A 12,242-nucleotide genomic window follows, 5' to 3' on the forward strand; every position below is an offset into this window, starting at 1 on the left:
CGAGACTCGGGAGTGTCCGGCCCCGTCTGCTCCTGTCGTTCGCCCTGCTCAGCAGACTCACCTAGACGAGTTGTGGCGTGTTCCGGGCCCCTGAAAAGCGATAGGTCGGCGGTTCGACCCCGCCCCTGGCCACAGCCAGAGCCCACCGAGCGCGGACGCTCGGTGGGCTCCGTTCTCCCGGTCAGGGTGTGGTCAGACCCGGCTCTTGCGCCCGGTGACCTTGTTGTAGACCACCAGCACGATGATCGCGCCGATGATCGAGCCGATCCAACCGGTCGGCTCGAAGCCACGGATGCCCACCGTGAGCAGCCCGAAGACCAGGCCACCGACGACCGACCCGGCGATGCCGAGCAGGATCGTGCGCAGGATGCCGATGTCGTCCTTGCCGGGCACCAGCGCCCGCGCGATGAAGCCCGCGATGAGGCCGAAGACGATCCAGCCGAGGATGGTCAGGATCACGAGATCACTCCTTCTGTGGTGGACGTCCCGGCGCGATCAGCGCTGGGAGTCCCGGTGGATCGACCAGACGGCGAGCAGGGCGGGGAGCAGCGCGAGGGCGAGCCCGATCAGCACGCCCGCCGCGGGACGCGGCAGCACGACGATGGCCAGGACGTAGACGACGGCGACCTGGACGATCGTGTTGTAGGTGCGCGACGAGATCCCCGAGTTCCAGCGCGGCGTCGCGCGCCGCAGCCGCATGCTCAGGCCGGGGTCGGTCTCGGTGGCGTGGGCCTCGAGCTCGCGGAGCGCCTGCTGCTCGTGCTCGGAAAGGGGCCGCCGCTCGGGCGGCTGCGCATCGTGGCCGGCGGGCGTGGCGGTCATGGACGACCCCTCCGTGGGCGGCGGACAACACGACGCCGACCAGGCTTCCCGGCACTCCGCTGACGACGATGTCAGTTGGAGCTGAGCAGGCCCTGAGAGGGAGCTGACGATCGCAGCAGGGGCCCGTCCGCTCCGCCGGCTCGCCCGTAGCGTCGGTCAGGTGAACAGCACAGGAGCGCCGAACCTGCTGGACGCGGTGCTCGTCCTGCTGCTGTTCCTCGCCGTGTTCCGCGGCTGGCGCCAGGGTGCGCTGTCCCAGCTCACCGCGTTCGCCGGTCTCGCCCTCGGTCTGCTCGCCGGCATGTGGTTGGCGCCGCGTGTCGCCGACGCGATCGTCGACGGGCCCGGAGCGGCCCTGCTGACCCTCGGCCTGCTCCTCGTTGCGGGGTTGGTCGGACAGGGTGTGGGGATCGCCGTGGGTCTCCGCCTGCGCCGCGGCGCCGACCGCGTCGGGGTCGGTCCGGTCGATCGCGTGGCCGGCATCGGTGTCGGCGTCGCCATCACGCTGTTCGTGGTCTGGCTGCTCGCCGGGGCGCTGGTGCAGGGCCCGTCGGCCGCGATCTCCCAGCAGATCCGCGGATCGGCCGTCGTCGACGTCCTCGACCGCGCGTTGCCCTCACCGCCGGACGTCGTCGGGAGCGTCGCCGCCCATCTCGACCGTCAGGGCTTCCCGCAGGTGTTCGCCGACCTCGGTGGCGGCGTCACCGCGGCGCCGGTGCCGGAGACGGCCGACGCGTCGGTGCGGGCGGCTGCCGCGGCCGGACAGCCGAGCACCGTGATGGTCCGCGGTGTGGGGTGCGGCGGCCGGATCGGAACGGGCTCGGGGTTCGTGACCCGCCCCGGTGTCGTCGTGACCAACGCGCACGTCGTGGCCGGCTTCGAGCGACTCACCGTGCAGGACACCGACGGCACGCACCCCGCCGTGGCGATCGGGGTCGACCCGGACCTCGACCTGGCCGTCCTCGCGGTTCCCGACACAGAGGCGCCCCCGATCGCGTGGGCCGACACGGCGCTGAGCCGCGGCACCGAGGGAGCCGTCCTCGGCTTCCCGGGAGGCCGGACGGACCTCGTCGTGGAACCGGCGACGGTGCGGACGCGGATCGACGCCGTCGGGCGGGACATCTACGGCGAGGATCAGGTCCGTCGCGAGGTCCTCGTCCTCGCGAGCTCCGTCGAGCGCGGGAACTCCGGCGGTCCCTTCGTCACCGCGGACGGTCGCGTCGGCGGTGTGGTGTTCGCCGGCGACGCGGCGGGCGGCGACACCGCCTACGCCCTCACCCCCGACGAGGTCCGCCCCGTGGTGGAGGACGCGGTCGCCCGCGACGAGGAGGCCCCGGTCGGCGCCTGCCGCCCGTGAGCGGCGGCGTCGCGCGGGGTGTCGGTGGGGCGGCGTAGGGTCACCGTTGAAGGTTGAACCGATGAGAAGAGGCCGCCGTGAAGCTGCGGGTCAAGAAGCGCCACCTGCCCGGACGGATCGCCACCGGGGCGTTCATCCTGAACTCGGGGATCGAGAAGGCCCGCGGGGACGACGAGACCGCGCAGGCGATGCACGGCATGGCGTCCGGGACCTATCCGTTCCTCGGCAAGATGAAGCCCGCCGACTTCCTCAAGGCGCTGTCGGCCACCGAGATCGCGCTGGGCACCGCGCTGCTGCTGCCCGTCGTCCCCACGGCCGTGGCCGGCGCGGGCCTCGCGGCGTTCTCCGCCGGACTGCTCGGGCTGTACCTGCGCACGCCCGGGATGCGCAAGGAGGGCAGCCTGGCGCCGTCGCCGCAGGGCCTGACGATCGCCAAGGACGTCTGGATGCTCGGCATCGCCACGGGCCTGGTGCTCGACGAGGTGCTCGACGAGGACTGACCCCGCGCGACCCCGGAGCCGATCGACCGCCCGCCCCGTGGCCGGCACCGGACGGCGAGGGACACGGACGCTCGGCGAGATCCCGGCGACGATCCCGTAACACCGTCACCCGATCGTGCGACTCCGAGCGCGAGGTGGCGGACGCAGGGGGTCGGTGCGCGTGGAGTGGATCGTGGCGGTCGGGGCGTTCCTGGTGGTCTCGGTGCTGGTCATCGGTGTGCCGTTGTACCTGGCGACGTGCCGGTGGTCGTCGCGCCAGGAGCGTCGGGCCGCGGAGGCCCGGCGCCGTGCGGCGTCGGCCCACCCCGCGGTCCCGTCGGCCCCTGCGCCGCCGCGGGCCCCGAGCGGGCGTCGTCGCCGGGCCGTCAGTCGCTGACCGACCCGTCCGTCACGAGACGGACGTCCTCGATCCCGTGGTCGCGGGCGTAGTCCAGCATCTTCGCGAGGTCGCTGACCCCGTTGCTCGCGGGCAGCGGCGCGAACTGCAGCGTCGACAGGACGCCGAGCGCGGAGCCGTCGGGGGAGAGGAACGCGCTGCCCGAGTCGCCCGGGACGCCCGGCGTGGCGGTGAGGACGTCGTGGCTCCAGCCGCCGCCCCGCGACGCGACGACCGTGCCGACCTTCGGGCTCAGGAGCGTGACCCCGCCGCGCAGCTCGGAGTTGCCGTAGCTGCGCACGACCTCGCCGGGGCGCGCGCCGTCGGAGTCGACCCCGGTGGGCCCGCCGAACACCGGCACCGCGGCGGAGACCGCCGCGACGTCGGCGGGGTCGATCCGCACGAGGGCGAAGTCGTTGAAGGCGCAGGCGTCGGGGTCGGTCTCGTCGGCGGCCTGCATGGCCAGCCACGAGTTGTAGGCCAGCGTGCCGGGCCGGCTGGCGCCCGCGATCTCGACGGGCGTGCCGAGTGGCAGCGAGCCCGCCCGGCAGCCGTCGACGTCGGTCGACGTGCCGGTCCCCGAGCAGTGGGCGGCCTGCCCCAGGTAGGTGTCGGCGCCGTCGGTGAAGACGAAGTTCGCGGTGCACTGCGCGCCGTCGGTGCGGGTCTGCACGCCGGGGTGGACGCCCGGTGCGGTCGCGACCGGCCCGTCGCCCGGGGCGGCGACCGCGGCGGGGCCGCCCAGCCACGCGGCGGCCGCGACGGCCGCCCCCGTCGCCACCGCGACCATCAGCCGACGCACCGAGCGTGCTGCCATCCGTCACTCCCCGAGCCAGGAACCGTACCGACCACTCCGTCGTGTGCAACGGCTCGGTCACGCCCGGGTGACGGGCGAACGCTCAGCGCGTCTGCAGGGCGGCCCAGGTGGTGGCGGCGGCGACACCACCGTCGGCGGCGAGGGTCTGGCCGTTGACCCACCGGCTCTCGTTGGACATGAGGAACGCGACGACCGAGGCGATCTCCGAGGCCTCGGCGTCGCGGCCGGCGGTCGAGCGGGAGCGGGTGAGGCGGCGCGGGTCGGTGGAGCGCTCGACCTCGGGCAGCGACGGCGTGCGCACCGGGCCCGGCGCCACGGCGTTCATCCGCACGCCGTCGGCCCAGGTCAGCGTCGACGACGCGGTCGTGTACGCGAGCACGGCCTCCTTGGAGACGTCGTAGACCGGGCGGTCGGGCCGCTGCTCGCGGCACCAGCGCAGTCCCTCGGCGAAGGTGCGGGTGGCCAGCAGCGGACGCAGCTCGGCGAGGTGGGCCACCCAGTGCCGGCCCTCCGACGAGGACACGTTGACCACCGAGCCGCCACGACGGATGCGTCCCACGAGCGCCTCGGTGAGGTGGCGCAGGCCCAGGAAGTTCACGGCGAGCACGGTCTCGGCGGGTGCGGTGCCGGCGACGCCGGCCACGTTCGCCAGCGCGTCGACCTGGCCGTCGAGGCTCTCGACCGCGGCGTCGATCGAGGTGGGGTCGGCGAGGTCGCAGCGCACGTGCGACACCTCGCGGTCCGGCGGCTCGCGCCGGTCGAGCCCGATCACCGACACGTGGTGGCGCGCGAGGAACTGCGCCAGCGCGCGGCCCACCCCGGACGACGCACCCGTCACGAGGAAGACCGTGCTCATGGCGGGAGACGGTAGCGGCGGTCCCCTCACCCCCTCGGGGCAGTCCCGGTGGCGCAGCGTCGTACCAGGTCGGCCTCGCGGGCGCGGTCGAGGCCGGCGGCGAGCGCGGGGCTCCCCCGGCCGCGGTGCCACGCCAGCACGTCGCGGGCGGTCTCGAGGGCGGGGCGGAAGCGCAGTCCGGCGGCCAGGGCCCGCGAGGAGTCGATCGCGTCCTGCGGGATCTGGTCCTCCGGGAACCACAGCGGGCGTGCCTCCTCCTCGACGTCGCCGAGCTCCGCGCGCAGCGCGTCCTCGCCCGCCCACGCCCAGGTCACGTCGCCGGGGCGCCCGCCCGCGGCCTCGAGGCAGGCGTCGAGCACCGCCGACAGCGGCTGCGCACGTCCGGGGCCCACGGTGTCGAAGGTCCCGTCGTACCCGCAGGCCAGCGCGTGCAGGGCGAAGGCGGCGATGTCGCGGGCGTCGCTGTACTGCACCGCCCGTGTCGGATCGCCCGGGGCGAGCACGGTGCGTGACGCCTCGCCCGCGAGCGCCCGGGCCAGGCGGACCGGCCACCAGGTGAAGCGGTCCGACGGGTCGCGCGGCCCGACCATGATCCCCACGCGCAGCACGCTCACCGGGCCGTCGAACGCGGCCAGGGCGTCCTCGGCGGCGAGCTTGGCGACGGAGCGTTCCTGCAGACGGTCCTCCCCGCCCGCCCCGTCCCCGCCCGCCCCCTCGTGGGTGGCCTCGCCCTCACGGCGGACCGGGTCGCCGGCGGACGGCACGGCGGGGCCGTCGGGGTGGTAGACGCTCATCCCCGAGACGTAGCCGTACGCGCCGACGGCCCCGGAGAGGAGGCCGGCGGCACGCCCGACCGCGTCGGGGTCGGAGAACGTGTCCAGGGCGGCGTCGAACGCGCGACCTCGCAGGCCGGAGAGATCGCCGTACCGGTCGACGGCGAGGGCGTCGACGCCCTCGAGCGGCGCGTCCCCGGACCGGCTCGCGACCGTCACCGCGTGGCCGGCGCGCACCGCCTCGGCCGCGACGTGGAACCCCGAGGAAACCGCCGCCGCCGAGCACGAGCAGTCGCATCCGCCGGGCTACCCGGGCGCCACCGCGCGACACCTCAGACGCGCAGAGTGACGACGAGCGCGCTCACCATGCCCTGATGGTCGGATGGTGGAGATCGGCGACGATCTGTGTGACGCTCTGTGAACAAGCAGCGGCCCGCGTGGCCGCCGACCGTGACGGGAGAGAGCTCATCATGTGGATCGTCGGCCTCGTCCTGCTCGCCCTGGGGGTCGCGGGCTTCTTCGCGGCCCACGGCGCCCGCGCCCGGCGGCACGCCATGATCGCGGCCGAGACCCTGCCGATCGCCGAGCTCGAGGAGCACCGGAGCACGCTCGCCGACCTCGGGGGGAACGGGGGCTTCCGCAAGGTCTGCGAGGTCGTCGGCACGGCGCACCCGCACCCCGACGGTCCGTTGCGCGCCCCGCAGAGCGGCGTCGAATGCGTCTGGTACCGCCAGACCGTCGCCCACAAGTACACCGAGCACTACCGCGACTCGCACGGCCACTGGCGGCGCCGCGAGCGCACCGACACCGTCCTCGACCAGACCTCGCACCAGGGCTACGCCCTCGTCGACGCCACCGGGATCATCGGCGTCGACCCGAACGGGACCGCGCCCGACGGGCCCGAGAAGGTCCACGAGAACTTCGTCCCGGGCGGGCCGGAGCGGGCGTCGGGTTTCGCCGCGGTGGTGCAGGGCTTCATGGGCCACGGCAGCGACACGCTGGGCATGGTCTACACCGAGTGGGTCATCCGTCCCGGCCGGCCGCTCTACATCCTCGGCGAGGTCCACGACAGGATCGGGCCTCTGGTCATCGGCAAGCCGGAGTCGTCCTCCGACCCCTTCATCGTCTCGACCCGTTCCGAGGACGAACTGCGCGCGGACGCGGTCGGCAGCCAGCGCTGGTTCGCCTGGGGCGGCGCGGCCCTCGCCGTCGTCGGGCTGGTGCTGACCGTCGTCGATCTGCTGACGTGAACCCGGCGCCGCGCACCACCGACGCCGCCGCGCACGGCACCATGGGGAGCGTGCAGCTCCACCTGGTCGACGCGTTCACGTCCTCGCCCTTCACCGGCAACCCGGCCGGCGTGTGCCTCACCGACGCGACCGACGCCGCCTGGATGCAGGCCGTCGCGGCGGAGGTGAACGTCTCCGAGACGGCGTTCGTCGACCTGTCGACCCTCGAGGCGACGGGCGAGGTCGGGCTGCGGTGGTTCACGCCCAAGGTCGAGGTGGAGATCTGCGGGCACGCGACGCTGGCCAGCGCGCACGTGCTCTTCGAGCAGGGGCTGGCGCCCTCGCCGATCGCGTTCCGCACCGCATCGGGCGTGCTGCGCGCCGAGCGCCTGCCCGGCGGGGGCATCCAGCTCGACTTCCCCGTCGACGTGCCGGTCTCGGCGCTGCCCGACGGGCACCTCGCCGACGAGTTCGCCGACGCGCTCGGCGCCGCGGTGGTCGAGCTCGCGCGCTGCCGCTACGACGTCCTCGTCGAGATCCCCTCGGCGGAGGAGGTCCGTGACCTCGAGCCCGACCTGTCGGTGCTGCGCGCGGCCAGCGGGCGCGGCGTCATCGTCACCGCCCGCGCCGAGGAGGACCCGGCGCCGGGCGCGCCCGATTTCGTCTCGCGCTTCTTCGCCCCCGCGGTGGGCATCGACGAGGACCCGGTGACCGGCTCGGCACACTGCTGCCTGGCGCCCTACTGGGCCGAGCGCCTGGGCCGCGAGCGCCTCGTCGGCGCCCAGCTCTCCCCGCGCGGCGGCGAGGTGGGCGTCGAGCTGGCCGGCGACCGCGTCTACCTGCGCGGCGACGCCGTCACCGTGACCCGGGGCGAGCTGCTCGCCGAGGCGACGAAGATCTAGTCGCCCTGCGGGCGTGTGAGCGCCTGTCCGTGCCCCAGCACGGACAAGCACGCACGAGAGCGCAGCTCAAAGGTCGCCGCCCTCGTCCAGCAGGCGGTCGATCTCGCGGCGCAGCAGGCCCAGGCGGGCCTCGCGCACCAGCGGGATGTCGCGGCGGCGCCGGCGGACGTCGGCCAGGTCGATGTCGATCGTGCAGATCTCCTCGGCCTCGGCGCCCTCGCCGCACTCGCCGACGACCTCGCCCCACGGGTCGACGATGTGGCTGCCGCCCCAGAACGTCAGGCCGCCCTCGACGCCCACGCGGTTCACGAACACGACGAACAGCTGGTAGATGCGCCCGTAGAACGTGGTGATGTTGCGCCAGTACTCCTTGGAGTCGTAGCGCTCGGGCGTCATCGACTGCGCCGAGTTGGCGGGGACGAGCAGCAGGTGCGCGCCGTCCTGCACCGACAGGAAGGCCACCTGGGGCTGCCAGGCGTCGTTGCAGATGAGCGTGGCCGCGCGGTGGCGCCCGCCCCGGACCCCGTAGGCGCGGGAGTGCTGGCCGGGCAGGAAGTGCTTGCGCTCCTCGAACGTCGAGTACGTCGGCAGGTAGAGCTTGCGGTGGGTGTGCACGAGGTGCCCGTCCTCGTAGTAGCCCGCGCTGTTGTAGGTGTGCAGACCGTGGCTGCCGGCCTCGGGGAACCCGAGCAGCACGCCCGCCCCGCCCGCACGCTGCGAGACGCGCAGCAGCCGCGGGTCGTCGGGCGCCATCGAGAGGTCGTGGGGCACGTCGCCGACCTGGTAGCCCGAGAGCGCCAGCTCGGGGAACACCACGAGGTCGGAGTCGGAGTCCACGGCCTCGGCGACCACCCGTTCGACCCGCTTGAGGTTGCCGTCGACGTCGCCGAGCGTGGCGTCGGTCTGGGCGAGCGTGATGCGCACCGCGGGCTCCTCGGGGGCTCGGCGCCGCGCACGGCGTCGGGGACAGGACGGCGGCGCGCGGCAGCGGACCTCAGCGCGGCCGGCGTGCCCGGCGCGCGACGAGGACGGCGAGACCGGCTCCCCCCAGCAGCGCCATTGCCCCCGCGGACCCGATCAGCGCCACCGTGCGCGATCCGGAGTGTGCATCCCGGGTGTTGCTCAGGTCGACCCGCCCCGCCTCGGCGGGCGACGCCGTCGCCGGATCGGTGCCGGTGAACTCGTCGGGGCGCACGTCGGCCACCGCGGCGACGGGGTCGACCGTGCCCGCGCCCACCGCGTCGTCGTGGCCCGCGGCGGGAGAGGCGGCGGGGCGGTCGGCCGAGGACGTCACGCGCGCCATGACCTGGCGGGCGTCGAGCCCGGGGTAGCGCGCCCGGACCAGGGCGACCACGCCACTGACGTAGGGCGCGGAGAAGCTCGTGCCCTCGACGGGGATCGCCTGGTCGGCGCCGATCGGGACGATGCGGTCGACCACGCCCGGGCCGGCCGGGTCGAGCGAGACGATCTCCGAACCCGGCGCGGCGAGCGAGACCCACGGCCCGCGCAGACTCTGCGGCGCGGGCAGGCCGTCGCGGCGCGTGTAGCCGACCGAGAGCACGTCGTCACCGAACCAGGCCGGCGCCACCACCTGCCCGGAGCTCTCGCCCGCGGGTCCCTGGACGCACGCGCCCGACCCGGCGTTGCCCGCGGCCGCCACGACGACGACGTCGGCGTCGACCGCGGCGCGCACCGCGGCCCGCAGCCCCGCGAGCGCCCGGGGCGCGTCGGCCGTCGGCACGCAGGCAGCCTCGGAGATGTTGATGACTCCTGCGCCGAGCCGGACGGCGCGCAGCACCGCCTCGGCGAGGGTCGCGACGTTGCCGCCGCCGGCGGTGGTCGAGCCGTCGGGCGCCGTGGTCGCCACGGTGGCGCTGGACTGGCGGATCGAGAGCACCCGCGCGTCCGGGGCGACACCGACGAAGCCGGTCGCCGGGTCCGGCGCCGCGGCGATGATCCCGGCGACGAGGGTGCCGTGGCCGTCGCAGTCGCGCAGCCCGGTCTCGTCGGCCACGAAGTCGCCGCCGTCGACGAGGCGCCCGGCGAGCCGCGGGTGGCGGCTGACGCCCGTGTCGATCACGGCCACGGTCTGGCCGGCCCCGCGGGTGAAGCGCCAGGCGTCGGTGAAGCGCAGGCGCTGCTGCGACCAGGGCGCGCCGGGGATGACGGCGTCGCCCCCGCCGACCGAGGTCACGCACGCCACCCGGGGCCGCACGCCGGGCAACGGTCGGGGCTCGGGGTCGAGGCCCGCGAGCGCGGCGGGGTCCGGCGGCGGGGGCACGGGGGCTTCGCCGGGCGCGGTGGGCGCGGTGGGCGCGGTGGGCGCGGTGGGCGCGGTGGGCGCGGCGACCGCCGCCGGGACGACGGGCACGAGCAGCGCGAGCACCACCGCGACCGCCACCGTGACCACCGTGGCCACCACGGCCACCCGGCGCCCGCGGATCTCCACGCGCCGATCGTAGGTCGCGCGGCGGGCGCCGGGGGCCCGTTCGGGCGCACCGGTGCGTGTGGCGCACGGTCGCCGTGGCACAGCCGACCGCGGGGTGCGTCCACCCTTCTGGCTCAGCGTTCCGACTTGTCGTCTCTCTCCGTCACCGCAAAGCTGACCTCGGGAGGAGGAGACGATGACCGCGACGACGACGCGTGACGCGAACCTGCCCGGGGGCGGACCGGTGTCACGCTGGTCCCCCCGCCGGTGGGCCCACCACCGCTACCTCTGGTGGGCGGGCGCGCTCCTGGTCGGTGCGCTCGCCGCGGCCGTCGCCATCGCCCGGGACACCTCGCCCGAGCCGGGCATCCACGACACCGGCGCCCTCGCGGTGCTGGCCACGGTCGGCCTGCTCTCGCCGTTCCTGCTGGTGGGGCTGTGCATGAGCCTCTCGTCCGCGGTGCGACGGCGCGTGCACGACGACGTCCGCACCCACGGGGTCGGCCGGCCCGTGCGCAGCGAGGTGCCGCGGCGCGAGCCCGGCGCCCCGGCGTGGCCCCCGCCCCGCGAGGAGGTCCTGCTGCGCGTCGAGGTCGACCGCGTGCCCGACGCCGCCCGGGTGGTCGAGCGTGCCGTGCGGAGCGGGCGCCACCGCAGGATCGAGAGCTCCGCCGGGGATCTGCGCCTGCGCTCGGGGCGGGGGTGGCTGACGGCCACCGCCCGCGACGGCACGGTGCGCCACCGGGCCGAGCGCCGGGGGCTGCCCGAGCCCTACCGCGCCCGGTGGGAGCTCGTGCTCGACGGGCGCCGCCTGCACGTCGACGTGCGGGGCCTGCAGGACCCGCCGCGGCGCACGCTGCTCGAGCCCGACGGCACGGCGTGGCTGCTGCAGATGGGCATCCCCTCCCTCGTCGACCAGGTCCGGGGGCGACGCGCGGCCCGGCTCCACCCGCACGGACGCCTGCCCGAGGAGCTCGCCCCGGACGCGGCCGCCTTCGTCCTCTGGTTCGTCTGCGAGCTCGAGGAGCACCTGGCGCGCGTACGCAGCTACGGCCAGGAGGTCGGTGCGATGCGCCGCGACGAGGTCGCCGAGGCCTGGGCCGGCTGGCCGCCCCCCGGCCGAGCCGCCGAGACCGTCCCCGACGACGAACGGGCGAACGCATGACCACGACCCTCGGCCCCCTCCGCCCCGTTCACGGCGGACCCGCGCCCCGCTGGTCGCCGCGACGCCTCGGGCACCACCGCTACCTGTGGTGGCTCGGTGCCCTCGTGCTCGCCGCGGTCGCGGCCGCGATCGCGGTCGGTCTCGACGCCTCGCCGGAGCCCGGGATCCCCGACGACGGCGCGGTCAACGTGCTGACCGCCGTCATCCTCGTGAGCCCGTTCCTGCTCTGGGGCCTGATCCACCAGTTCGTCTCGGCGGTGCGGCGGCGGGTGCGCGACGACGTCCGCGAGTACGGCGTCGGGCAGCCGGTGCGGTTCCGCCCGCCCGGGGCGGACGACGCCGCGGCGGGGGTCCGCTACCTGATCGACGTCGACCACGCGCCGGCGGCCGTCCTCGTCCGCGACTCCCGCGAGCGCGGCGGGCCCGTCGCGCGTCTCGAGCACGGCGAGCGGCGGCTGCGGCTGCGGATGCGGGCGGGCGTGATGACGGCGGGCGACTCCTCCGGCCCGGTCTTCACGGCCCGCCGCTCGGGACCCGCCGGACGCCGCTCCTGGGAGATCACCGCCGACGGTGCACGCCTGCGTTTCGAGGTGCGCGGCGGCCACCCCGTCCCGCGCCGCACGCTGGTCGACGCCGAGGGCGTGGCCTGGCTCGTGCGGATCGGGCGGCCCCGGGCCGGCGGGCGCGGGCGCGTCCACCCCGACGCCCGCGTGCCCGAGCGTCTCTCGCCCGCCGGGGCCGCGTTCTGCGTCCTCGTGCTCGCCGAGCTCGACGCGAAGATCCGGGCCGCGCGCGACGCTCCCCTCACCGGCGGCAGCGGGGACGGGGACTCGTCGTGGACGGACACCGGCAGTTCCGACTCCGGCGGTGGAGACGGCGGGGGCGGCGGTGGCTCCGGCGGGGACGGTGGCGGAGGAGGCGGCGGAGGAGGTGGCGGTGACTGACCGCGCGGGGCCGGTCCCGGTGCGTCACGGGCTGATTCGATCGAGACGCCTCCGGCCTGCGATCGCCTAGGCT

14 protein-coding genes are annotated in these 12,242 nt (G+C 75.6%); 7 read left to right on the forward strand and 7 right to left on the reverse strand.

Annotated elements, in window-relative coordinates; genetic code table 11:
• Positions 1-192: 192 nt before the first annotated feature.
• Complete coding sequence (locus C8D89_RS11625) at positions 193-459, reverse strand: GlsB/YeaQ/YmgE family stress response membrane protein (protein ID WP_116708289.1); 267 nt, start codon at positions 457-459, stop codon at positions 193-195.
• A 36-nt stretch (positions 460-495) separates the two neighbouring features.
• Positions 496-822 carry a DUF3040 domain-containing protein gene (locus tag C8D89_RS11630; RefSeq protein ID WP_116708290.1) on the reverse strand — a complete coding sequence of 109 codons (327 nt, stop codon included), beginning with the start codon at positions 820-822 and terminating at the stop codon, positions 496-498.
• A gap of 160 nt (positions 823-982) precedes the next feature.
• Between C8D89_RS11630 and C8D89_RS11635 the strand changes: the two genes are divergently transcribed.
• The 3 genes from C8D89_RS11635 (at position 983) to C8D89_RS11645 (ending at position 3,055) form a co-directional block, all read left to right on the forward strand.
• A complete protein-coding gene (locus C8D89_RS11635; protein ID WP_116708291.1) occupies positions 983-2,179 on the forward strand; it encodes a MarP family serine protease in 1,197 nt (398 codons plus the stop codon).
• 77 nt (positions 2,180-2,256) lie between these two features.
• On the forward strand, positions 2,257-2,679 hold the full coding sequence (locus C8D89_RS11640; RefSeq protein WP_116708292.1) for a hypothetical protein: 423 nt from the start codon (positions 2,257-2,259) through the stop codon (positions 2,677-2,679).
• Between the two features lie 160 nt (positions 2,680-2,839).
• The gene (locus C8D89_RS11645; protein ID WP_116708293.1) at positions 2,840-3,055 is read left to right on the forward strand and encodes a hypothetical protein; all 216 of its coding nucleotides are present in this window, start codon (positions 2,840-2,842) and stop codon (positions 3,053-3,055) included.
• On the opposite strand, the gene C8D89_RS11650 is transcribed toward C8D89_RS11645, so the two are convergent.
• From C8D89_RS11650 to C8D89_RS11660, 3 genes are all read right to left on the reverse strand, one after another.
• Positions 3,045-3,872: a serine protease gene (locus tag C8D89_RS11650; protein ID WP_116708294.1), complete on the reverse strand. Its 828-nt coding sequence runs from the start codon at positions 3,870-3,872 to the stop codon at positions 3,045-3,047. The two genes, C8D89_RS11645 and C8D89_RS11650, sit on opposite strands and share 11 nt — an antisense overlap.
• Positions 3,873-3,954: 82 nt before the next feature.
• Positions 3,955-4,728, reverse strand: coding sequence for a coniferyl-alcohol dehydrogenase (locus C8D89_RS11655; RefSeq protein WP_116708295.1), 774 nt, complete (start codon positions 4,726-4,728; stop codon positions 3,955-3,957).
• Between the two features lie 26 nt (positions 4,729-4,754).
• Positions 4,755-5,738 carry a Rossmann-fold NAD(P)-binding domain-containing protein gene (locus tag C8D89_RS11660; RefSeq protein WP_116708296.1) on the reverse strand — a complete coding sequence of 328 codons (984 nt, stop codon included), beginning with the start codon at positions 5,736-5,738 and terminating at the stop codon, positions 4,755-4,757.
• Between the two features lie 200 nt (positions 5,739-5,938).
• Between C8D89_RS11660 and C8D89_RS11665 the strand changes: the two genes are divergently transcribed.
• Both C8D89_RS11665 and C8D89_RS11670 read left to right on the forward strand, forming a co-directional pair.
• Positions 5,939-6,751, forward strand: coding sequence for an E3 ubiquitin ligase family protein (locus C8D89_RS11665; RefSeq protein ID WP_165825663.1), 813 nt, complete (start codon positions 5,939-5,941; stop codon positions 6,749-6,751).
• Between the two features lie 41 nt (positions 6,752-6,792).
• On the forward strand, positions 6,793-7,632 hold the full coding sequence (locus tag C8D89_RS11670; protein ID WP_116708514.1) for a PhzF family phenazine biosynthesis isomerase: 840 nt from the start codon (positions 6,793-6,795) through the stop codon (positions 7,630-7,632).
• A 66-nt stretch (positions 7,633-7,698) separates the two neighbouring features.
• Here C8D89_RS11670 and C8D89_RS11675 read toward each other — a convergent pair whose 3' ends face one another.
• Positions 7,699-8,556 carry a nitrilase-related carbon-nitrogen hydrolase gene (locus tag C8D89_RS11675; RefSeq protein WP_116708298.1) on the reverse strand — a complete coding sequence of 286 codons (858 nt, stop codon included), beginning with the start codon at positions 8,554-8,556 and terminating at the stop codon, positions 7,699-7,701.
• 70 nt (positions 8,557-8,626) lie between these two features.
• Positions 8,627-10,081 carry a type VII secretion-associated serine protease mycosin gene (mycP, locus tag C8D89_RS11680; protein WP_243418034.1) on the reverse strand — a complete coding sequence of 485 codons (1,455 nt, stop codon included), beginning with the start codon at positions 10,079-10,081 and terminating at the stop codon, positions 8,627-8,629.
• A 175-nt stretch (positions 10,082-10,256) separates the two neighbouring features.
• On the opposite strand from mycP, the gene C8D89_RS11685 reads away from it, so the two are divergent.
• Both C8D89_RS11685 and C8D89_RS29170 read left to right on the forward strand, forming a co-directional pair.
• A complete protein-coding gene (locus tag C8D89_RS11685; protein WP_116708299.1) occupies positions 10,257-11,225 on the forward strand; it encodes a hypothetical protein in 969 nt (322 codons plus the stop codon).
• On the forward strand, positions 11,222-12,169 hold the full coding sequence (locus C8D89_RS29170; protein ID WP_165825652.1) for a hypothetical protein: 948 nt from the start codon (positions 11,222-11,224) through the stop codon (positions 12,167-12,169). The genes C8D89_RS11685 and C8D89_RS29170 overlap by 4 nt, the downstream gene beginning before the upstream one ends.
• Positions 12,170-12,242 lie beyond the last annotated feature (73 nt).

This window comes from Actinomycetospora cinnamomea, from assembly GCF_003096675.1.
GTDB classification, from domain to species: domain Bacteria; phylum Actinomycetota; class Actinomycetes; order Mycobacteriales; family Pseudonocardiaceae; genus Actinomycetospora; species Actinomycetospora cinnamomea.